The sequence below is a fragment of the Streptomyces sp. NPDC058240 genome (assembly GCF_042882135.1).
GTDB lineage: Bacteria > Actinomycetota > Actinomycetes > Streptomycetales > Streptomycetaceae > Streptomyces.
Genome location: NZ_JBHVWT010000016.1, coordinates 14,326 through 35,921, shown reverse-complemented (window position 1 = coordinate 35,921; position 21,596 = coordinate 14,326). Strand labels below are relative to the sequence as shown.

Here is a 21,596-nt window from a genome sequence, read left to right as displayed (position 1 = left end):
AAACAGTACCACGACGCGAGGGTGAGCCTTTACCGGGTCACTCAGCCACCGCTGTCAGCGCTGGCCGGTTTGCCCTTTTTGTCCGAACTGTTCGCGCTGTCTGCGCCGTTGGCGCTGCTCGCGCTGTTCACACTGCCCGACTTGGGCTGAGCCGCCGCCGCACGCTCCAACGCGTGCTGCAGATCCGCCTGGGCCTTGCCGTAGGCGGTCCAGTCCTGCTCCTTCAGGGCCGCCTCGCCCTCCGCGTAGGCCTTCTGCGCGTCCGCGATCGCCTTCTTCAGCGCCGCGTCACCGGTGGCCGGAGGCTGCGTGGTGTCGCCCGGGGGCCGGGTGGTGTCCGACGGCGGCTGGGTGGTGCCGGAGTCCGTCACCCCGAAGACCGCGTTGAGCGCCTCCCCGAGGCTGTTCTCGAAGACGGTCTTCGACCCGTACGAAGCGGCGACCTTGCGCAGCAGCGGATAGTTCTGCGTGCCACCGCGCGTGTACACCGGCTCGATGTAGAGGAAGCCCCCTTCGAGCGGCACGGTCAGCAGGTTGCCGTACTCGATGTCGGAGTCGGTTCCCTTCAGGTTTCTCACGAACTCGGCGACGTCGTCGTTGCCGTTGAGCTCGCTCTGTACCTGCCCGGGGCCCTTCACCGTGGTGGTGACTCTCAGCAGTCTTATCGTGCCGTAGTCCTTGCTGGCCGCGTCCGCGTCCACCGCCATGAACGCCCCGAGGTCGGGCCGCCCCTTCGGGGTGAACGTCGTCGTCAGCGAGAACTTCTGGGCCGTCTGGTCCGGCATCTTTATGCTCAGGTAGTACGGCGGGACGGCACCGGACTCCTTGTTGGTCGGGTCGTCCGGGACCTGCCACGCGTCACTGCCGCTGTAGAACTGCGCGGGGTTCGTGACGTGGTAGCGGGTGAGCAGCTCACGCTGCACCTTGAACAGGTCCTGCGGGTAACGCAGGTGGTCCATGAGCTCCTGCGGGATGTCCGCCCTGGGCTCCACGGTCCCCGGGAACGCCTTGCGCCAGGTCTTGAGGACCGGGTCCTCGGTGTCCCACTCGTAGAGCTTGACCTTGCCGTCGTACGCGTCGACGGTGGCCTTCACCGAGTTGCGGATGTAGTTGACCTGGTTCTGCTGGGCGACGACCGCACGCTGGTTGGTGGTCAGCGAGTCGGCCGTGGTGTCGCCGAGCGTCGTACGGGAGGCGTACGGGTAGCCGTTGGTGGTGGTGTACGCGTCGACGACCCACTGGATGCGGCCGTTCACCACCGCCGGGTAGGCGTCGCCGTCGATGGTCAGCCACGGGGCGACCGCCTCGACGCGCTCCTTGGGCGTGCGGTTGTAGAGAATCCGCGAACCCTCGCCGATGGCTCCCGAGTAGAGGATCTGCGGCTCACTGAACGAGACGGCGTACGCGGCGCGGTTGAAGACGTTGGAGAGACTGACCCCGCTGTTGCCCTTGTAGCTGGTGGTCTTCTCGCCGTCCTCCTCGTAGTCGAGCTCCTTCTGGGGCCCGCCGACGATGGAGTACTGCTCGGTCTTCTCGCCGTAGTAGATCTGCTGCTCGTACTTGCCGAGGTCACCGCTGGTCGGCAGGCCGGACTCGGTGAAGTCCGGGGAACCCTTCGGGTTCTTGCCGGTCGTCGTGCCCCGGGCCGCGATGGCGCCGTAGCCGTGGGTGTAGGTGAAGTGGTCGTTGATCCAGTTGCGCTTGGGGATGCCGTCGAGGTTGAGCTCGCGCAGACCGATGACCGTGTCCTGGTCCTTGCCGGCGGCGTCCTTGTAGCGGTCCACGTCCAGCGTCTTGGGGAACTGGTAGTAGTTCCTCTTCTGCTGGAGCTGCTGGAAGGCCGGGGAGACGACGTTGGGGTCCATCACCCGGTAGCTGGCGGCCTCGTTCGCGCTCGCGCGCAGCTTGGTGTCGTCGTCCGTCGTGCTCTTGCCCGAGTAGTCGTCGACCTGCGCGTTGTCGATGTCGTACGCGTCACGCGTCGCTTCGATGTTCTTCCGGATGAACGGGGCTTCCTTGGCCTGCTCGTTCGGCTGGACCTGGAACTTCTGCACGATCGCCGGGTACAGCCCGCCGATCAGGATCGCCGAGAGCACCATCAGGCCGAAGCCGATCACCGGGAGCTGCCAGGTGCGGCGCCAGAGCGTCGCGAAGAACAGCACGGCGCAGATCGCGGCGATGCAGAACAGGATGGTCTTCGCCGGCAGATAGGCGTTGGCGTCGACGTACCGCAGGCCCGTCCAGTTGTCCGTGGCCTTGAAGTCGCTGGACTTCACGGCCAGGCCGTACCGGTCGAGCCAGTAGGCCACGGCCTTCAGCGAGACGAAGACACCGAGCAGCACCGACAGATGGCCGGTGGCCGCGCCGGTCGCCCGCGCTCCGGGGCTGGTGACGCGCAGACCGCCGTACAGGTAGTGGGTCATCGCGGCGGCGATCAGCGAGAGCACCGTGGCCGCGAAGCCGAAGCCCAGCAGGAAGCGGTACCAGGGCAGGTCGAAGGCGTAGAAGGACACGTCCAGATGGAACTGGGGGTCCTTCTGCCCGAACGCCACGCCGTTCACGTACATCAGCCAGGTACGCCACTGGCCGGAGGCGGATGCTCCGGCGATCAGCCCGACGAGCGCGGTGATCGCGAGCAGCGCCCACTTCTTGTACGGGGCGAGGCTCATCCGGTAGCGGTCCAGGCTCTGCTGTTCCAGCGACATCGCGCTCAGCGGCGGCCGGAGCCGGTGCGCGAGCCAGATGTTCAGGCCGACGGCGACTGCCATCAGCAGTCCGAAGACGAGGAACAGCCCGATCTTGGTCCACAGGGTGGTGGTGAAGACGGACGAATACGCGACCGACCTGTACCACAGCCAGTCCGTCCAGAACCCGGCGAACATGACGAACGCCATGGCGAGAACCGCCAGGACGCCCAGTGTCATGAGCAGGGTACGGGCACGCCGGGACGGGCGGCCGACTCTGATCCGTGGCCCGGTCGGGCCTCCGCCGCGGTCCGGCATCTGGAAAGCCAACGTGCGCACCTCGAAGTTCGCGGGTCGTGTGAAGCGGGCCCAGCGATCGTAGAGCCCACCTATGCAACTTACTGAGGCTTTACCTAGTTCCCGTTCCCGGGGCGGAAGGAGGCAGGATATTGAGCATGCCCAACGTTTCCCCCTCAGGCCCTCCGATGGCCGCGAGCCCGCTCACCGTCGCCGTGCTCGAAATCGACGAGTACATCTCCGGCCTCGGCTGGGATCAGCCGGCCCGGCTCTTCGCCCTGGTCGACACCGGCCGGCTGCGCGTCCAGGAGCCCGGTCTCGCCGCCCAGCTCGGTCTGGACAGCGCCGAATCCCCGACTTCCTCACTGACCCCCATCGAGCAGGACGAGCTGCCGCCGGGCACCGCCCTGGACGAGTTCCTCGCCACGATCGCCTGGCCCGACGCGGTGATCGGGTGCGCAATGACGGTGGAGCGGCTGATGCTGCCGCCGTCCGCCGAGGCCTCCGTGCCCGAAGGGCTCAGCGACGCGCAGCTGACCAAGTGGGTCGCCAAGCACCCGGAACGTCAGGAGGTGCGGATGACCGTGGCGGTCCTCCGGGACGGCACGCGCGAGTCGGCCGTACGGCTTCGCGCGAAGGACGCCCCGAGCGAGGTGCGGACCGGCGCCGGTCTGGTGCCGGGCCTGGCCGACGCGCTGGCCGCGACCTTCGAGGCCTGACCCCGTCGCATTCCCCCGAGGGGGCGCGGTCAGCCTGCCGAGCAGCTCGGCAGGCCGGCCGTGTCCCCCACCCGGATCTTCTCCAGCGACTTCTTCGCGTCGTCGATCGTCTTCACCTTCACCAGCGTGAGTCCGCTCGGGGTGTCGGAGGCGGCGGCCTTGCAGTTCTCGTCCGGCGTCAGGAAGTACCTGGCGCCGGCGTTTCGCGCGCCGACCAGCTTCATGTTGATGCCGCCGATCGGGCCGACCTTGCCCTTGTCGTCGATCGTGCCGGTGCCCGCGACGAACTTGCCGCCCGTGAGATTGCCGGGTGTCAGCTTGTCGACGATGCCCAGCGAGAACATCAGACCGGCGCTCGGGCCGCCGACGTCGGCGAGCTTGATGTCGATCCGGAACGGGAACGTGTGGTCCGTCCCGGCCTGGATGCCGACGATCGCGCGGTTCTCCTTGGGGGCCTTCGCGGTGGTGATGACGATCTTCCGGCTGCCCTCGGGCTCCTTGCCGGCCTTCTCGGCCGCCTGTGCCGTCCGGGCCGGGATGATCGTGAACGTGACCTTCTCGCCGGGGTCGCGGCGGGTGACGAGCTTCGCGACGTCCTCGGGCTGCTCGACGGGCGTGCCATCGACCTGCTTGATCACATCGCCCGCGTGCAGCTTGCCCTGGGCGGGGCTGTCCTTGACCACCGTGGAGACCACGACGCGCGACGACACCGGGATGCCCAGTTCGGTCAGCGCGGCGACCTTGGCGCTCTCCTGGGACTGGCTGAACTCCTCGGCGTTCTCCTGCGTCGACTGCTGTTCGGTCTTGCCGTCGGGGTAGAGGGTGTTGTGCGGCACGACCACGCTGTCGTGTGCCAGCCAGCCGTAGACGGACTCGACGAGATTCATGCTGTAGTCGGCACCGGTGACTCTGACCGTCGTCATATTGAGGTTGCCGGTCGTCGGGTACGTCTTGTGCCCGGAAATCTGCAGGACGGGTTCGCCGCCGACCTTGCCGAGGGTGTTCACGGTCGGCCCGGGAGACATCTCCGAATACGGCACTTTGATCAGCACGCCTGCGCAGAGCAGCGCGATGAGGATCAGGGTGGAGGCGAGCATCGTCGCGGTGCGGCGTGGCATGGAACGACAGTACGGGAAGGGTCTGTCAATGCACCGCCGGGGCCGGTCCGTACGGGGCGGGAAACCGGGCACGGGCTGCGCGGGAGGGCATCGGCAGCCGGAGCCGCGATGCGGGATTGGCGACTGCGTACGCGCGATGAAACGTCAGACGACATCGGAACCGGAGTGCGACTTCTCCATCGCCTCACGGAACCTGGCGTAGCCGGCGAGTTCGGAGACATCGCCGGTCGTTCGGTTTCTGGCGGCCCAGCTTCCCCATATCGCAGCGCCGAGCGCAGCGAAAAGCGGAATCAACAACCAGGCGAGTGCTGCCATTACGACCTCCCTACGCCATGAGCGACCGCAACAGACCGATCAGCAGATTAACCGTCTGCGGAACCAACGCTCACGGCAGGGGTGGGGTTACGCAAATCGGGTCGGACGGCCTCCCGGCCGGCTTGCGCTCAGCAGGCTCCGACCCATTCCTCGGTGCCGTCCGAGAAACGCTGGTGCTTCCAGATCGGGACCTCGTGCTTGAGGTCGTCGATGAGCTTGCGGCAGGCCGCGAACGCCTCGGCACGGTGCGGACAGGAGACGGCGACGACCACGGCGAGATCGCCCACTTGGAGGTCACCCACCCGGTGGACCGCGGCCAGCGCCCGGACCGGGAAATCCGCGACGACCTTCTCGGCCACCCGGCGCATCTCGTCCTGCGCCGAGGGGTGACAGGAGTACCCGAGCCCGCCGACGTCCTGACCGCCGTCGTGGTTTCGCACCGTGCCGACGAAGAGCGCCGTGCCGCCCGCGGCGTCGTCCCCTACGGCCCGGAAGATCTCGTCGACCGACAGCGGGGTGTCGCGGATCTCCAGCAGCCGGACGGGGTCGCCTGCCGCCCGCTCGCCGGGGTGGTCGTTGGTGGGTGCCATGGGGCCCATGGTGCCGTACGGCACCGACAAGGCGGAATAGCGCTTTCCACCGGCGGGCCGCCCCTGACCTTGGAGCCTTCTACAGAAGTCCTCGGGAGGGCGTGGCCCCGACAGCCCTCAGATGCGGCGGCGGGCCTTGCGGGCGCGGCGGACCAGGGCGGCGGTGCCGAGCAGTGCCACGGTCGCACCGGCGGCACCCGCCGCGGTGGCGTCCTTGCGGCCGAGGCGGCGTCCGGCGACGGTGTGCCGGCCCTCGACCTCTTCGAGGAGCGCGGCGAGCACTTCCTCGTTGGTCCAGCTCGGGCGCCATCCCACGTCGTGCAGCCGACTCACGCTGACCACCCAGGGGTGCATCGTGTACGCCAGATCGCCCGCCGGGGACGGGGTGAGGCCGATCCGGTGCAGCCGGGCGGCGGCGCCCAGGGCCACGGCGGAGGGCAGCTCCATCCGGCGGACGCCGCTGAGCTCCTCGACCTCCTCCTGTTCCAGCCAGCCGTCGCAGCCGACTGCGAACTCGCCGTCGATCTTCTCCAGCGCGGCGTACTCCAGGGCTGTGACCAGGTCGTCGACATGGCAGAACTGCCAGGTGGGACGCGATCCGGCGACGACCAGGAGGCGCGGCGACTCGAAGTAGCGGGTCAACGCGGTGTCCGTGCCGCCGACCAGGACGGTGGGGCGGACCACGGTCACGTTGAGCCCGGGGTGGGCGCGGGGCGCGCGGCGGCCCAGCCGTTCGATCTCCAGGAGGTCGCCGACGCCGGTGGCCTCGGCCGTGGCGCGCAGTTCGGCGTCCTCGGCGAGCGGGATGTCGTTGTCGGGCAGCGCCCCGTAGACCATCGCCGATGTGCACAGCACGACCCTGTGGACACCGACGGCGGCGGCGGCCGTCAGCACCGTCTGGGTGCCGCGCACGTTGTAGGCGGTGCGGGCGGCGGGGTCGGTCTCCAGGTCCAGATCGAGTGCGAGATGCACAACGACATCTGCGCCGCGCAGCTTCTCCGCGATGGCGGGGTCGCGCACGTCGAGGATGTGCCAGGTCGCCTCGGAGACCTCTCCGCGGCGTTCATCGATGGCGATGACCTGCTTGATCTCCTCGGATGCCGCGAGGCGTGCGGTGAGCAGCTCGCCCACGCCCCCCGCGGCTCCGGTGACCGCGACGACGGGGCCACGGCTCCTGGAGCGGCTCTTTTCTGGTTTGTTCTCGGTCGAGGGGGCGGACAGGTTTCGCGCTGCGCGAACCTGAGGATCTGGGGAACTCACCGGGCGTCTCCAGCGGTTGTCTTCAGTACGTACCCGAATGACGCGTGCGTACCAGGTGGCGTCCATCCTGCCGCAGGCCGGGAGCCGGCGGAGCACTGAGGCCCTGAGCGGACTTTTGGTGTCTACGCTGGATGGTGATGTCGGGCAGTCGCCGTCGGTTCGAGCCGACGGCCCTACGAGCCGAGGAAACCCCGTGAGTGACACCCCATTCGGATTCGGCCTTCCGCCGGAGGAGCCGGAGAACGGCGACGAGGGCAAGAAGAAGGACCCCACCGGAGGTGGGCAGGGCTCGGGCGGGCCGGCGAACCCGTTCGGCTTCGGGCCCGGCGCGGGCGGGGACAACCCGTTCGCGGCGATGTTCGGCTCGATGAACCCCAATGACCTGGGTGCCGCCTTCCAGCAGCTCGGCCAGATGCTGAGCTACGAGGGCGGTCCGGTGAACTGGGACATGGCCAAGCAGATCGCCCGCCAGACGGTCTCGCAGGGCACGCCGGACGGCACGAAGGACGCCAGCGTCGGCCCGTCCGAGCGGTCCGCGGTCGACGAGGCGCTGCGCCTCGCCGACCTCTGGCTGGACGGCGCGACGTCGCTGCCCTCCGGTTCGGTCTCGACCGTGGCGTGGAGCCGTGCGGAGTGGGTCGAGGCGTCCCTTCCGGCCTGGCAGAAGCTGGTCGACCCGGTGGCCGAGCGCGTCGGTCTCGCCATGGGCGACGTGCTGCCCGAGGAGATGCAGGCGATGGCCGGCCCGCTGATCGGCATGATGCGGTCGATGGGCGGCGCGATGTTCGGCCAGCAGATCGGGCAGGCCGTCGGCGTGCTGGCGGGCGAGGTCGTCGGTTCGACCGACATCGGCCTCCCGCTGGGCCCCGCGGGCAAGGCCGCGCTGCTGCCGCTGAACGTGGAGAGGTTCGGCAAGGACCTCAGCGTGCCGCAGGACGAGGTGCGGCTGTATCTCGCCCTGCGCGAGGCCGCGCACCAGCGCCTCTTCGCCCATGTTCCGTGGCTGCGCTCGCATCTGTTCGGCGCCGTCGAGGGGTATGCGCGCGGCATCAAGGTCGACACCAGCAAGCTGGAGGACGTGGTCGGCCAGTTCGACCCGTCGCAGCCCGAGCAGCTCCAGGACGCCCTTCAGCAGGGCATGTTCCAGCCGGAGGACACGCCTGAGCAGAAGGCCGCCCTGGCCCGGCTGGAGACGGCGCTCGCACTCGTCGAGGGCTGGGTGGACGCCGTGGTCCACGAGGCCGCGAAGTCCCGCCTGACCTCGGCGGACGCGCTGCGCGAGACGATGCGCAGGCGCCGCGCCTCCGGTGGTCCCGCCGAGCAGACGTTCGCCACGCTCATCGGCCTTCAGCTGCGCCCGCGGCGGCTGCGTGACGCCTCGCGCCTGTGGGCGTCTCTCACCGACGCGCGCGGTCTCGACGGGCGCGACGCCCTGTGGGAGCACCCCGACATGCTGCCGACGGCCCAGGACCTGGACGATCCGGACGGCTTTGTGCACCACGAGCAGCTGGACTTCTCCGAGCTGGACAAGATGCTCGGCGAGGCCGCGAAGGGCCCGCAGAAGCCCGCCGCGGACACGGACGGCAAGGACTCCCCCGGCACCGGGGAGGCCGAGGGCCGCGAGGACGACGGCAAGGGCGACACCGAGCGGTGAGCCTGCACGACGACGCCGTTCTCGTACTGAAGGGGTACGGCAGCCCTGCGGATCCGCACCGGGGCGAGCTGCGCCAGGTCTATCTCGACCATCTGGCGCGGCATCCCGACGGCATGTGGAAGGCCTGCGAAGCGGGCCATCTGACGGCCAGCGCGCTGGTCGTCGACCCGGAGCGCGGCCGGGTCCTGCTCACCCTCCACCGCAAGCTGCGGATGTGGCTGCAGATGGGCGGTCACTGCGAGCCGCAGGACGCCTCGCTCGCCGCCGCGGCGCTGCGGGAAGCGACCGAGGAGTCCGGCATCACCGGCCTGACCCTGCTCGCGGGCGGCCCGGTGACGCTGGACCGCCACCCGATCCCCGCGCCCTGCCACTGGCACCTGGATGTGCAGTACGTGGCGCTGGCGCCCTCGGGCGCGACGGAGCAGATCAGCGACGAGTCGCTGGACCTGCGCTGGTACGCGTACGACGAGGTCGCTTCGGTGGCCGACACATCGGTCGTACGGCTGATGGAGCGCGCCCGCGCCGCGCTGGAGCGGCGCCGGTAGGAGCGACCTGCGAAACGGGTGAGGGGCGGTCTCCGCGGAGACCGCCCCTCACCCGTTTCGTGCGTGCCGGTGCGCTGTGGCTCAGTTCCAGGAGTTGTTCTGGTTCTGACCGTGGGTGCCCTGCTGTCCCATCCCGTACTGGGCCCGGATGCCCTGGCCGATCTCGTGGTTCTGCGGGGGCAGCACCTCGCTCGGCTGGACGAGGGCGAAGCCCTGGCCGAGGAAGCTGAGCTCCCAGCCCTCGCCGGTGTTTCCGCGCCGCCGCCAGACGCCCGAGGAATGTGTCTGGGCCTGCATCTGCACCCGCAGCGAGCTGGACCAGGCGACGATCGCGTCGGCGTCGGCGTTGACGTACTTGTCCGGCGTGACCTGCATCATCAGCGGCTGGCCGGAGGTCATCAGGGCGACCTTGCCGGTGCCGGAGATGTTGAGCTGGTACTTCCCGGTGCCCGAGATGCCGTACTGGCTGTCCACCGCGATGACCTCGGTGTGCAGCGAGGAGTCCAGCGCGAGGACGTAGGCGCTGTCGACCGTGATGCCGTCACGGTCGACGTCCACGACGTGGATGTACTGCGCGAGGTTGGCGAGGTAGACGGTGCCCTGCCCGGAGCAGCGCATCAGGTCGAGGCCTTCGCCGGTGTTCGCGCGGGCGCGGCGCTGCCCGTGCGACTGGTACTCGCCGTCGAACTCCATCAGACCCTGGTACGCGACCATGGCGCCCTTGCGGGCGAGGACGTCGTCGCTGCCGGTCAGCGAGACCCGCAGGAGCTGCGGGTTCTGGACGGTGTACCGGTCCTGGGACTGCTGTTCCGTGTAGCTGAAAAGCGGACTCTGCATGGTGTGTTCTCCTCCCCCGTCAGTTCCGGACCCGCAGGCGGTCGGTACTGTCCTCGCTCGGCTGCACGACGACGATGCCCTGGCCGGAGAAAGCCATCTGGTACGCCTCGCCGCTGCCCCGCCCGATGAGCGAGGATGCCTTGAAGCTGCGCTTGCCCTTCACCTTGAGGTTCGGGGACCAGGCCACGAGGGCGTCCGGGTCGACGTACGTCTCGTCCTCGCCGCGTCCGCAGTCGACGACGATCGGGGTGCCGCGCGAGGTGATGGCGACCCACCCGGTGCCCGAGATGCAGACGTTCCACAGGCCCTGGCCCGTGAACTTGGAGAGGCCCTTGACCCGCTCCACGCCCCAGGTGAGATGACCGTCGAAGGCGAGGACATTGGTGCCGTTGACCGAGAGGGAGTCGTTGTTGAGGTTGATGACGACCACATCGGCGCCGTAGTCGGCGAGGTAGAGCAGTCCGTCGCCGGAGCACTTCATGATCGGCGCGCCCTCGCCGGTGATCCACTGGGAGGCGATCTGCCGGACGGCGGGCGGGTTGGGTTCGTACTGGATGAAGCCCTCGTACGCGACCATCGAGCCGGTACGTGCGTAGAGGTCCTGGCCGGTGGCCATGGCGACCTTGAGCATCGTGCGGCCGTGGTTCTCCATACGGGCCGTGACGGGGGTCGGGGCGTAGCCCGCGAGTTGCTGATTCATGACGGGCTCCCTCAGACCTCGTAGGGCTGGACGACGATGAAGTTGCCGGGGGCTCCCCGGAACTGGAGGTTCACGGTCTCCCCGCTGTGTCCCGGATACGCGTTGCGGCGCAGCCGGACCTGGCTGGAGATGATCACCTGGGACGCGGACGACCAGGCCACGACGGCGTTGCAGTCGGCGAAGGTGGTCGGCGTGACGGGCAGGACGACGGGAACGCCGTGGGTTTTGACGATGACCGTGCCGGTGCCCTGGAACTGCATGGTGAACAGGGCGCCACCGGGGATGCCGTGGCCCTCGATCCTGCGGACCTCGTGCTGCAGCGATTCGTCGAAGGCGAGGACGTTCTCCGCCGAGACACAGATGCCGTCGCCCTGCAGCTCGATGGCGTGCAGATGCGAGCCGTCCTCGGCGAGGAAGACCTGGCCGCGGCCGGTGCAGCGCATCAGCTGCATCTCCTGGCCGGTGGCGTTGCCGACGATGCGACCGGCGAAACCGGCGCCCTTGTAGCTGAAGTCGACCTTGCCCTGGTACATCACCATGCTGCCCTGGCGGGCGAGCACGGGCATACCGCCCATGGTGAGGTCGACCCGCATGAGCTGCTGGTTCTGCGGGGTCCAGCGCTGGCCGGTGGCCGTCTCCTTGTACGGCTGGAGTGCCGCCTGAAGACCGGCACCGGCCTGCGGCACGCCCTGCGGTACACCTTGGGGCGCACCGGGCGGCTGCATGCCGGGAGGCTGCTGACCGTACGGGGCCGGGGCCTGCTGACCGTACGGGCCGGGGGGCTGCTGGCCGTACGGGGCGGCGGGGGGTGCCTGGCCGGGGACCTGCCCGAACTGCGGCTGCTGGGGCGGCTGGCCCGGCTGCCCGTACGGGGCCGGAGCGGGGGCGGGCGGCGGCACCGTGCCGCCGTGCGGTGCCAGCGGCGCCGCCATCGTCGGCGCGGCATGCATCTGCTGCTGCGGTGTGGGGGCCGGGGCCTGCGCGGGCGGTAGTCCGAAGGACGGGGCCGGCTGCGGGGCCTGGGGCGCCTGCGGTGCGACCGGGGCCCCGAAGGACGGGGCGGGCGCCGGTGCGGCCGCCTGGGCGGGCGGGGCGAACGACGGAGCCACCGCCTGCGGTTGAGGTGCGGCGGGCGCCTCCTCGGCGACCTCGCCGCCGAAGTTCTTCAGCAGCGCTTCCAGGCCGCCGTCGAAGCCCTGGCCGACCGCGGCGAACCGCCAGACGTCCTTCAGATAGAAGTCGCCGAGCATCACCGCACGCTCGGTGGTGAACTCCGAACCGTTGAAGGCGTACCTGACGACTTCCTCGCCACCTGCGACGATCCGGATGTATCCGGGGCCGATCTGGGACATCTGCCCGGCCCCGTCGACCGTCGCGGTGAACGACAGCTTGTGGATGTTGGCCGGAATGCGGTCCAGGGTGACGCGGAACGACTCGGTGTCACCGGCCTGGGTGCCGAGAAGCTGAATGGACTCCTCGGGCGATTTAGGCTGATTGAAGAAGATGAAATACCGGTCGTCGGAGAGCTGCTCATTGGCATCGAGGCCGAAGCAGCTGATGTCAAAGGTCAGTCCCGGACCGGCGATCTGCACACCTACGTACAGATCCGTCCCCGGCGTGAGATCGCTGATCTTGGCCTTGTGGCCGCGTTGGAATTCCCTGGCCATGCGTAACGACCGTCCCCCATCCCGAATGTGAATGCGTCGCGCCAGGCTAACCGCAAACGCCGACATCGAGCTAAGTCGGTACACACCCGGTACAGAATCGGTGGATGTCACTCACCGCGTGCGGCGGGCAGATGAGGCAGCCGGTCGGCCGCCACCACGCCTTCCAGATATCCGCGTGCCCGCTCGGTCCGGGGATATGCCTCCAGCAGCCGCCAGAAGCGCGGGCCGTGGCCGGGGACGAGCAGGTGGGCCAGCTCATGGACCAGTACGTAGTCGACGACGTACTCGGGCATGCCCTGGAGTCGGTGCGACAGGCGGATGCTGCCCTCCGCCGGGGTGCAGGACCCCCATCGGGTGTTCTGGTTGGTCACCCACCGCACCGACGCCGGCCGGGCCCGGCCCTCGAAGTACTGGGCGGACAACCGCTCGGCCCGCTCGGCGAGTTCGCTGTCGCCGAAGACGCGTTTACTCTCCTGCGCCGCGAGCTTGTCGAGCATCACGCTCACCCAGCGCCGCTCCTCGGCCTCCGACATCCGGGCCGGGATGAGCACGATGGTGCGGTCGCCCTCCCGGTACGCGGAGACCGTTCTGCTGCGGCGATTGCTCCTGCGGACCTCGACCGCGCTCGTTGCCGAGGCGCGGGGCGGACGGTCCGCCGCGCTGCGCTGCTGGGTTCCGGCGCTGCGCGTGGGGGTCTCCCCGGCGAATCCGGGTGACGGGTCGGCGGGCACGCCACGACGTTACCCGGTGTCAGTGGAGGAAGTCCCGTCTCCGGGACGGTTCACGCTTGATCCACTCCACGGCATGCACCATTTGAACGACTAATACCCCATGCCTGTGGACAACTTTCCGCACACTTCAGCGCCGGCCTGCATTCTGGCAACGGATCCCGCGAGATCCGGGGCCGCGGCCCCACGCACAGAGATCAAGGAACACAGACCGGGGGTAACCGTGCATCCGATGTTGAAGCCCGCACTGCGCCGCGCATGGCGCAGCCGAGGCACCGTGCAATTCGGGGTGACTCACGCCCATGCGGTGAAGTTCGGCCCGCTGGATATCGCCACGGGCAGTTTTCTGGAACTGCTCGACGGAACACGCGGCCTGCCGCTGCTGCGCGAGGAGGCCCGCACGCTGGACCTGTCGGACCATCAAGTGGACACCTTGGTGGGACGATTGGCGAACGCGGGGCTGATCGACGATGTGCGGGCCGCCGGCCCGGAGACCGACGTGTTGCGGAGCCGGCCCGGCGCCCTGGATCGGCACCGCCCCGATCTGGCGTCGCTCTCCGTCGTCCATCCCGAACCGGGCGGCGGGATGCGACGGCTGGCGGCCCGCCGGGCGATGCGGGTCCAGGTACGGGGCGCCGGACGGGTCGGCGCCGCGATCGCGGCAGTGCTGTCCGGGTCCGGCGTGGGCCGGGTGGAGGTTCTGGACGGCGGGCACACCGAGCCGTGGGACGTCTCGCCCGGCGGGCTTCCGGCGACGGCTGTCGGGGAGCGCAGGGACACCGCCGCCCGGCAGTTGGTGCGCAGATCCGCCGCGGGTTCGGCTCCCCGGGCGGCGGAGACGGCGGGTTCTCCGGCCGGTGGCGAGGCGGGGCTGTCGCTGATCGTGGTGGCTCCTCGCGACGGCCTCGCGACGTACGCCCCCGACCCGCGGTCGGCCGAACCGTGGATCGCGTCGGGGACTCCTCATCTCTACGCCGGAGTGATGGAGGCGACGGGAGTCGTCGGTCCCCTGGTCCTGCCCGGGGGAACGGCCTGCGCCGGGTGTCTGGCGCTGGAGCGCGCGGGCCGGGACGAGGACTGGACCAGGATGCTGTCCCAGTGGCGGTCCGGGCGGCGCACTGCCGTACAGGCCTGTGACCTGGGACTGGCGACGGCGGTGGCGGGCCTGGCGGCCGCTCACGCGCTGTCCTTTCTGGACGGGGAACTGCCCGCGAGTACGGGAACCCGTTGGGAGGCCGCGCTGCCGCTGTTGGACTGGCGCCCCGAGCGGATGGGACCGCACCTCGACTGTTCGTGCGGAGCGGCTGGGCACACTGGGAGGGAGCGCTCCTCCGGGACCGACACGAGGCAGGACACAATGGCCGGGTAACCGCCGCACGCGGTACGGCAGTCTGGGATTTGGAGGGGCTCATGTCTGATCTTCCCCGGAAAGCGGTCACCCGTACCGCCAAGTTGGCCGCCCTGCCTCTGGGCTTCGCCGGCCGGGCGACGTGGGGTCTGGGCAAGCGGATCGGCGGGAGATCGGCGGAGTTGGTCGCCCGTGAGGTGCAGCAGCGCACCGCGGACCAGCTGTTCAAGGTCTTGGGCGAGTTGAAGGGCGGGGCGATGAAGCTCGGGCAGGCCCTGTCCGTCTTCGAGTCGGCGCTGCCCGAGGAGGTCGCCGGACCGTACCGGGCGGCGCTCACCAAACTGCAGGAAGCCGCACCGCCCATGCCCAGCGGTACCGTCCACGCGGTGCTGGAGGAGCGGCTCGGCGAGGACTGGCGGCAGTTGTTCCTCGAATTCGAGGACAGACCGTCGGCCGCCGCCTCGATCGGTCAGGTGCACCGGGCCGTGTGGCACGACGGACGGAACGTCGCGGTGAAGGTGCAGTATCCGGGCGCCGGGGAGGCGCTGCTCTCGGATCTGACCCAGCTCAGCAGATTCGCCCGACTGCTCGGCCCGTTGATCCCCGGAATAGACATCAAGCCGCTCATCACGGAGCTGCGCGACCGGGTCTCGGAGGAGCTGGACTACGAGCAGGAGGCGCGGTCGCAGCGGGATCACGCCGAGGAGTTCGCGGGCGACCCGGATGTGGTGATCCCCGGTGTGGTGCACCAGTCCGACCAGGTGCTGGTGACGGAGTGGATGGACGGTGTCCCGCTCGCCGACGTGATCGCGGAGGGCACGCCGGATCAGCGGGACCGGGCCGGTCAGCTGCTGGCGCGCTTCCTCTTCTCGGGGCCCGCGCGCACCGGTCTGCTGCACGCGGACCCGCATCCGGGCAACTTCCGGCTGCTGCCCCCGGACGAGGAGGCCGGTGACGACGGGCAGTGGCGGCTCGGAGTGCTGGATTTCGGGACGGTGGACCGGCTGCCGGGCGGTCTGCCGCAGACCATCGGGGACTCCCTGCGGCTAACGCTGGCGGGCGAGGCGGATGTGGTGTACGAGCTGTTGCGCGAGGAGGGGTTCGTCAAGGACTCGATCGACCTCGACCCGGATGCGGTGCTCGACTACCTCCTCCCGATCATCGAGCCGGCGCAGGTGGAGGAGTTCACGTTCACCCGGAGCTGGATGCGCAATCAGGCGGCCCGGATCGCGGACCCCCGCTCCCCCGCTCACCAGCTCGGCAAGCAGCTGAATCTGCCGCCCGCCTATCTGCTGATACACCGGGTGACGCTGAGCACGATCGGGGTGCTGTGCCAGCTGGGTGCGACGGTGCGACTGCGCGACGAGCTCGAATCCTGGTTGCCGGGCTTTCTGCCTGAGGACGAGCAGGAGTCGGCGGTGCAGGAGTCGGCGGTGCAGGAGTTGGCGGGCGACGTGCCCTCCGGGGCGTAGGTCAGGGCGCCACGGCCGACTGCGCTTCCATCGGGCAGGTCACCACAAGGGCCACCGCCAGGGTCACCACCAGGCGGAGTCGAGGCGGCTTTCGATCGCCCTGATGTGGGTGCGGGCGCACTCTTCGCAGAAGTACTGGCGCCTGCCGTTCTCCACGGAGCAGATCCAGGTCGGCGGTGCGGCCTCGCTGTCGGCGGAGGTACCGCACAGAGCACAGGTGACGACTGCGGCGTCCTTCTGCGCGGGCTGCTGAATCCGGTGCTGTGTCTCCTCGTCCACCTCGTGACGATAACGCCGTCGCCGCCGTGCCGCGCGGCACCACACAGCACCGCCACGCAGTACTGCCGCACAGCACGACCGCGGGGCCGGCCCGTTCGGACCGGCCCCGCGGAAGGGGTACTGACTATGGGTACTGATTGCTGCTGGGCAGAGCGGCTGCCCGGCAGCGGGTGCTGCTGGTGTTCGGCCTGACTAGTGCATGACCGCCATGGCCAGCGCTCGGCGGGCGCGCATCGAGGCGCGCTCGGCCCTGCGCTGCATCCGGCGCGCGTTGACCAGGCGCACGGCCTGCCGCTGCGTGTCGGCCTCCCTCAGGCGGTCGTGCATATGAGCACGAGCCAAGGCTTCTGGGATGAGTTGCATCTCGCGGGTCCTGTTCTGACGCGAGTCGTTCGCGCCGATGATCGTGACGTTCGGTGTTGCGGAGCCGACGGGCTCATTGGTGGGGACGGACATTTCTGCCTGATTTCGGGGATCGTGGGTGTGGGGACGGTCGATGGTTCCGATGCGCTTCATGGGTTTGGGGGCCGTGACCCCCAGTCCGGCGGTCACGCCGCGACCGGGTTCTTGCGCGGACGGCCACGCGGCCGCTTGCGAGCGACGACGACGCCCTGGATGAAGAGCTCACCGCCCCAGACGCCCCACGGCTCGCGACGCTCCTTGGCGCCGGCGAGGCAGGCCTCGACGAGCGGGCAGGTGCGGCAGAGGGACTTGGCGTACTCGACGTCGGCCGGCGACTCCGCGAAGAAGACCTCCGGGTCGTAGGAGCGGCACGGGACGGGCACGCCGAGGTTCTCGATGGCGTCGTCGAGCGCGGTGAGCGCAGTGAGGGGGATCAAGGTGGAGTCCTCCGTGAGGCCGGGCGGCGGGATCGTGTCGGAAGGCGGTACGGACGGGGCGTGCGCTTCGAGTTGCACGGTGGGTGGTGTCCTCGTCTGGTCGTTCCGGCCTGTTGGCCGGGTGGCGGCTGGTACCGGGTGTTGCTTGTCCCGAGGCTCCTTCGTGCTGTCTCGTCCGTTTGGACAAAACAAAAGGGCCGCGGATCCCGAGTGGGGTTCCGCGGCCCTGAAGGCGCCGGCCTGATGGTGGATCAGGCTGGATCACTCCAGGGTTCAGGCCCACGGAAGGCCCACATCGTGTGGTGCTGCATCGTCTGCTTCTTGGCGCCGGATTCCGCTCCCGCACCGACGGCCGCAAAGGCATAGGCCTGGGCCTGTCCCTTCGCTACTGCTGCTGCCGGTGCCTGAGCCGGTCGCTCATTGCGCTCCCGCACGGGGAGGCTCGCCGGAGACAGCGGGCTGGCGGCGGAAATGCCGGACAGACCGGTGCCACGGAGCGAGGACTCGGAAGAGCACGCGAGGCCGAGCGAGCAGGCGGAGACGACCGAAAGATCGGTCATTTTGTTGGTCTCGATGATGCTGATCACTTCAATCGCCTCCTCTCGGCGTCTCGGGCGGACCGGCAGGCCGGTCCTACGTATTCGGATAAGTACAGCACAGGATCAGGGCTTCAGAGAAGTCGCTGTTCCCGTGGTTAAGAACCTATGGTGATGACTGGGGCAGGCGCAAACTATTTTTTCGACGAGTTTTTCTCACACCTCGTCAGCGGCCTCCCCGAGCGCTTCCTCCACCGTCTCACCTGCGCAAATGGCCAGGACAGCGGTGCCGAACCGGCCCAACTTCCGCGCGCCGACCCCGGAGATCACCGCCAGTTCGCCCTCGCTGCCCGGTACGGCCTCGGCGATCGCCATCAGCGTCTTGTCCGTGAACACGCAGTACGCGGGCTGACCGATCTCCTTCGCCCTGACCGCCCGCCAGTCGCGCAGCCGCTCGTACAGTGCCTCGTCCATGTCGGAGGGGCAGTCCTCGCAGCGCATCAGCTTCATCTCGCCGGCGTCGGTGAGGGTCTTGCCGCAGACCCGGCACCGGGCCGGGCCGCGACGGCCGCGCTTGGCGACCGGTCCCGGGCCCCGTTCGATCCCGCCGCCACCGGCCGCGCCACGCGTGCTGAGGGGCACCGAGCCGGGGCGCAGTCCGTTGAGGAAGCGGCTCGGGCGCCGTCCGGCACGGCCGCCGGGCGAGCGGGAGAGCGACCACGACAGCGAGAGATGGAGGCGGGCCCGGGTGACGCCGACGTACAGCAGCCGGCGCTCCTCCTCGACCTGCTCGTCGGTCTTGGCGTAGGCGATCGGCATCATGCCCTCGGTCAGGCCGACCAGGAACACGGCGTCCCACTCCAGGCCCTTCGCCGAGTGCAGCGAGGCGAGGGTGACCCCCTGGACCTTGGGGGCGTGCTGGGCGGCGGCCCGCTCGTCGAGCTCCGCCACCAGGTCGGAGAGCGTCGCGCCCGGCTTGGCCCGCTCGAAGTCCTCGGCGAGCCGGACCAGGGCGGCCAGGGATTCCCAGCGGTCGCGCACCGCCCCTGAGCCCGCGGGGGGCTCCGAGGTCCATCCCTTGGTGGAAAGCACAGCGCGCACTTCCGCGGGCAGTCCCTCCGCGTCGTCGAGCAGGGAGTCGTTGCCTCCGGCACGGGCGGCGCCGCGCAGGGCGACTCCCGCCTCCCGCACCTCCGCCCGTTCGAAGAAGCGCTCCGCGCCGCGCAGTTGGTACGGCACGCCCGCGTCCGCCAGGGCCTGCTCGTAGACCTCGGACTGGGAGTTGACCCGGTAGAGCACGGCGATCTCGCCGGCCGGGACCCCCGCGGCGATCAGATCGCGGATCCGGCGGGCGGTGCCCTCGGCCTCCGAGGGCTCGTCGGCGTACTCCGTGTAGGCGGGCTCGGGGCCGGGCTCGCGCTGCGAGACCAGTTCGAGCCGGTGCTCCGCGGCGCGGCCGCGGGCCTGGCCGAGCAGTCCGTTGGCCAGATGGACGACCTGGGGGGTGGAGCGGTAGTCCCGGACCAGCTTGACCACCGTCGCGTTGGGATGGCGGGTGCGGAAATTCAGCAGGTGGTCGGGGGTGGCTCCGGTGAAGGAGTAGATCGTCTGGCTGGCGTCGCCGACGACGCACAGGGTGTCCCGGTCACCGAGCCAGAGGTCGAGCAGCCGTTGCTGGAGCGGGCTGACGTCCTGGTACTCGTCGACGACGAAGTGCTGGTACTGGCGGCGGACGTGGTCGGCGATGTCGTGGCGGTCCTGGAGGATGGCGACGGTGAGGAGCAGCACGTCCTCGAAGTCGATCACCGAGCGGTCGCGCTTCAGCTCCTCGTACGTCGCGTAGATCTGGGAGATCTCGGCCGGATCCCGCGGGGCGTCGCGCTGGGTCTTCGCGACCACGGCCGGATAGTCGGCGGGCACGGTCTGGGTGACCTTGGACCACTCGATCTCGCTGGTGACGTCCCGCAGCTCGTTGCGGTCGAGCCGGATGCGGCAGCGGGCCGCGGCCTCGGCGACCAGCTGGACCTTGCGCTCCAGCAGCCGGGGCAGGTCGCCACCGACCGCTTTCGGCCAGAAGTACTGGAGCTGGCGCAGGGCGGCGGAGTGGAACGTCCGTGCCTGGACGCCTCCCGCGCCGAGCTGGCGCAGCCGCCCGCGCATCTCACCGGCGGCCCGGTTGGTGAACGTGACGGCAAGCACACTCGTCGGCTGAAGTATCCCGGCACGCACCCCGTAGGCGATGCGATGGGTGATCGCACGCGTCTTGCCCGTACCGGCTCCGGCCAGCACACACACCGGGCCGTGCAGGGCCGTGGCGACCTCGCGCTGCTCGGGGTCCAGGCCGTCGAGCACGGCGTCGGCCGACTCGGGGACCTGCGGGAAAAGGGAGGAATGCGTTGCTGCTGTCACCCCGCCATGCTGCCAGGTCGGAGGAGGCGGACGCGGAAGTTGTCCACAGGGGGGCCGCATCTGTCGTACTAATGCGGGGCGACTGCCCGGCTGGTGCTGGGCGGCCCGGCCGGCACAGGGCCGCGGCCCGATGCGGGGTGGCCGACGGGAATGGTGGTTGCCTCGCGTACGTTCCCTTTCCGTGCGGCGACGCACGGGTCCAGCTTCTCCGCGTGACGGATGAGACGGATGCGACAGACGAGTCTGAGAAGACTGACGAGACCAAGGAGCGCGAAGACATGGCGGGCACTGTGACGATGTACAGCACCACCTGGTGCGGTTACTGCCGTCGGCTGAAGGGCCAGATGGACCGCGAGGGCATCGCGTACAACGAGATCAACATCGAGCAGGACCCGCAGTCCGCGGCCTTCGTCGAGAAGGCCAACGGGGGCAACCAGACCGTTCCCACCGTCCTGGTGGTCGGCTCCACGGGTGCCGAGGCCGTCATGACGAACCCGTCGCTGGCGCAGGTGAAGCAGGCGCTCGCCGCCTGATCCCGGCGCTGCCGCAGTACGTGGACGCCCCCTCCGGTCCGGCACCGGAGGGGGCGTCCGCGTACGGGTCCGGCGTCAGCCGACGCTGCCCGGCTTCGGGAGCGGCTTGCCGTACCAGAGCTCGATCAGGCGCGCCGCGATCGAGATGCCGAACGGGGGCAGGATCTCGCCCGATTCGAAGGCCGCCTTCAGGTCCTCGCGGGAGAACCAGCGGGCCTCCTCGATCTCCTCGCCGTCCACATTGATCTCGGACGAGGTGGCCCGTGCCATGAAACCGAGCATCAGGCTCGACGGGAACGGCCAGGGCTGGCTGGCGATGTACTCGACCTCGCCGACCGTGACCCCCGCCTCCTCGAAGACCTCGCGCGCCACGGACTGCTCGATCGACTCCCCCGGCTCGACGAAGCCCGCGAGCGTGGAGAAGCGGCCCTCGGGCCAGTGGACCTGGCGGCCCAGCAGGGCGCGGTCCTGGTCGTCCGTCACGAGCATGATCACCGCGGGGTCGGTACGCGGGTAGTGCTCGGCGCCGCAGGCCGGGCAGCGGCGGATGTGGCCGGCCGCCGCGATGACCGTGCGCTCGCCGCAGCGGGAGCAGAAGCGGTGCAGTCGCTGCCAGTTCTCCAGGGCCACCGCGTGCACCATCAGGCCCGCGTCGCGCGGGCCGAGCAGCAGACCGGCCTCGCGCAGGCCGGCCGGACGGGCCGGCTGGTCCATGCGGCCGGGCAGCGAGTCCTTCTGGAGCGCGAAGTAGCTGACGCCGTCCTCGTCGGTGCCGAGGAAGTAGCGATGGGTCTCGGTGACCGGGGCCTCGAAGGCCGGGGTCATGACGATCTCCGTACCGCCGTCGGCGGTGTCGTCGATCAGCACCTGGCCGCCGGAGACGACGAACACGCGGGTGGTCGGGTGGCTCCACGCGGCGGACAGCCATGCCTCGTCGAGGCGGTGGTGCGCGGCGCGGTCGATGCCGCTGGGCGCGGTGAGACCGATGGGCCGGTCTGCGGTGGCGTTGTCGAAGGTGCTCACAGGTGCTTCCTACTCCCCCGGGATGGATCGGGTGTTCAGAGGA

At 69.7% G+C, this 21,596-nt stretch carries 21 protein-coding genes; 6 read left to right on the top strand and 15 right to left on the bottom strand.

Translation table 11 applies throughout. The annotated features are described in order from the left end of the window. Positions 1-41 precede the first annotated feature (41 nt). Positions 42-3,002, bottom strand: a complete 2,961-nt coding sequence (locus ACFVX4_RS23925) for a UPF0182 family protein (protein WP_389980808.1) — start codon at positions 3,000-3,002, stop codon at positions 42-44. A 137-nt stretch (positions 3,003-3,139) separates the two neighbouring features. Here ACFVX4_RS23925 and ACFVX4_RS23920 point away from each other — a divergent pair, with 137 nt between their 5' ends. Next, positions 3,140-3,700, top strand: coding sequence for a PPA1309 family protein (locus tag ACFVX4_RS23920; protein ID WP_389980646.1), 561 nt, complete (start codon positions 3,140-3,142; stop codon positions 3,698-3,700). A gap of 29 nt (positions 3,701-3,729) precedes the next feature. Here ACFVX4_RS23920 and ACFVX4_RS23915 read toward each other — a convergent pair whose 3' ends face one another. The 4 genes from ACFVX4_RS23915 to ACFVX4_RS23900 form a co-directional block, all read right to left on the bottom strand. After that, entirely contained in the window at positions 3,730-4,818 is a 1,089-nt protein-coding gene (locus ACFVX4_RS23915) for a PDZ domain-containing protein (protein ID WP_389980644.1), read from the bottom strand. Between the two features lie 144 nt (positions 4,819-4,962). After that, positions 4,963-5,133: a hypothetical protein gene (locus ACFVX4_RS23910; RefSeq protein ID WP_187438840.1), complete on the bottom strand. Its 171-nt coding sequence runs from the start codon at positions 5,131-5,133 to the stop codon at positions 4,963-4,965. A 128-nt stretch (positions 5,134-5,261) separates the two neighbouring features. Beyond that, on the bottom strand, positions 5,262-5,723 hold the full coding sequence (locus ACFVX4_RS23905; RefSeq protein WP_385336088.1) for a molybdenum cofactor biosynthesis protein MoaE: 462 nt from the start codon (positions 5,721-5,723) through the stop codon (positions 5,262-5,264). A gap of 117 nt (positions 5,724-5,840) precedes the next feature. After that, positions 5,841-6,983 (bottom strand): SDR family oxidoreductase, encoded by a 1,143-nt coding sequence (locus tag ACFVX4_RS23900; protein WP_266414571.1) that lies wholly within the window; start codon positions 6,981-6,983, stop codon positions 5,841-5,843. Between the two features lie 193 nt (positions 6,984-7,176). Here ACFVX4_RS23900 and ACFVX4_RS23895 point away from each other — a divergent pair, with 193 nt between their 5' ends. Then, positions 7,177-8,637, top strand: coding sequence for a zinc-dependent metalloprotease (locus ACFVX4_RS23895; RefSeq protein ID WP_389980641.1), 1,461 nt, complete (start codon positions 7,177-7,179; stop codon positions 8,635-8,637). After that, a complete protein-coding gene (locus tag ACFVX4_RS23890; RefSeq protein WP_389980639.1) occupies positions 8,634-9,182 on the top strand; it encodes an NUDIX hydrolase in 549 nt (182 codons plus the stop codon). Before ACFVX4_RS23895 ends, ACFVX4_RS23890 begins: the two co-directional genes overlap by 4 nt. An 81-nt stretch (positions 9,183-9,263) precedes the next feature. On the opposite strand, the gene ACFVX4_RS23885 is transcribed toward ACFVX4_RS23890, so the two are convergent. The 4 genes from ACFVX4_RS23885 to ACFVX4_RS23870 all read right to left on the bottom strand — a co-directional run bounded on the left by ACFVX4_RS23885 (position 9,264) and on the right by ACFVX4_RS23870 (position 13,117). Next, on the bottom strand, positions 9,264-10,019 hold the full coding sequence (locus ACFVX4_RS23885; protein ID WP_389980637.1) for an AIM24 family protein: 756 nt from the start codon (positions 10,017-10,019) through the stop codon (positions 9,264-9,266). Between the two features lie 19 nt (positions 10,020-10,038). Continuing rightward, entirely contained in the window at positions 10,039-10,719 is a 681-nt protein-coding gene (locus ACFVX4_RS23880) for an AIM24 family protein (RefSeq protein WP_389980635.1), read from the bottom strand. A gap of 11 nt (positions 10,720-10,730) precedes the next feature. Continuing rightward, positions 10,731-12,386, bottom strand: coding sequence for a TerD family protein (locus tag ACFVX4_RS23875; protein WP_389980633.1), 1,656 nt, complete (start codon positions 12,384-12,386; stop codon positions 10,731-10,733). 107 nt (positions 12,387-12,493) lie between these two features. Further along, positions 12,494-13,117 (bottom strand): M48 family metallopeptidase, encoded by a 624-nt coding sequence (locus ACFVX4_RS23870; protein WP_389980631.1) that lies wholly within the window; start codon positions 13,115-13,117, stop codon positions 12,494-12,496. Positions 13,118-13,337: 220 nt separating this feature from the next. On the opposite strand from ACFVX4_RS23870, the gene ACFVX4_RS23865 reads away from it, so the two are divergent. Together ACFVX4_RS23865 and ACFVX4_RS23860 are read left to right on the top strand one after the other, a co-directional pair. Next, the gene (locus ACFVX4_RS23865) at positions 13,338-14,483 is read left to right on the top strand and encodes a ThiF family adenylyltransferase (protein WP_389980629.1); all 1,146 of its coding nucleotides are present in this window, start codon (positions 13,338-13,340) and stop codon (positions 14,481-14,483) included. A 41-nt stretch (positions 14,484-14,524) separates the two neighbouring features. Beyond that, a complete protein-coding gene (locus ACFVX4_RS23860) occupies positions 14,525-15,934 on the top strand; it encodes an ABC1 kinase family protein (RefSeq protein ID WP_389980627.1) in 1,410 nt (469 codons plus the stop codon). 63 nt (positions 15,935-15,997) lie between these two features. Here the strand turns inward: ACFVX4_RS23860 and ACFVX4_RS23855 are convergent, their stop codons facing one another. From ACFVX4_RS23855 to ACFVX4_RS23835, 5 genes are all read right to left on the bottom strand, one after another. Then, complete coding sequence (locus ACFVX4_RS23855; protein ID WP_389980625.1) at positions 15,998-16,213, bottom strand: hypothetical protein; 216 nt, start codon at positions 16,211-16,213, stop codon at positions 15,998-16,000. A 192-nt stretch (positions 16,214-16,405) separates the two neighbouring features. Continuing rightward, complete coding sequence (locus ACFVX4_RS23850; RefSeq protein ID WP_072484182.1) at positions 16,406-16,729, bottom strand: hypothetical protein; 324 nt, start codon at positions 16,727-16,729, stop codon at positions 16,406-16,408. A gap of 32 nt (positions 16,730-16,761) precedes the next feature. After that, a complete protein-coding gene (locus tag ACFVX4_RS23845) occupies positions 16,762-17,130 on the bottom strand; it encodes a WhiB family transcriptional regulator (protein WP_093549938.1) in 369 nt (122 codons plus the stop codon). A gap of 173 nt (positions 17,131-17,303) precedes the next feature. Beyond that, entirely contained in the window at positions 17,304-17,639 is a 336-nt protein-coding gene (locus tag ACFVX4_RS23840; protein ID WP_389980623.1) for a hypothetical protein, read from the bottom strand. A gap of 165 nt (positions 17,640-17,804) precedes the next feature. Further along, on the bottom strand, positions 17,805-19,997 hold the full coding sequence (locus tag ACFVX4_RS23835; protein WP_389980621.1) for an ATP-dependent DNA helicase UvrD2: 2,193 nt from the start codon (positions 19,995-19,997) through the stop codon (positions 17,805-17,807). Positions 19,998-20,275: 278 nt separating this feature from the next. On the opposite strand from ACFVX4_RS23835, the gene ACFVX4_RS23830 reads away from it, so the two are divergent. Further along, a complete protein-coding gene (locus ACFVX4_RS23830; RefSeq protein ID WP_266414605.1) occupies positions 20,276-20,530 on the top strand; it encodes a mycoredoxin in 255 nt (84 codons plus the stop codon). A 75-nt stretch (positions 20,531-20,605) separates the two neighbouring features. On the opposite strand, the gene nudC is transcribed toward ACFVX4_RS23830, so the two are convergent. Then, complete coding sequence (gene nudC, locus ACFVX4_RS23825; RefSeq protein ID WP_266729841.1) at positions 20,606-21,553, bottom strand: NAD(+) diphosphatase; 948 nt, start codon at positions 21,551-21,553, stop codon at positions 20,606-20,608. Positions 21,554-21,596 lie beyond the last annotated feature (43 nt).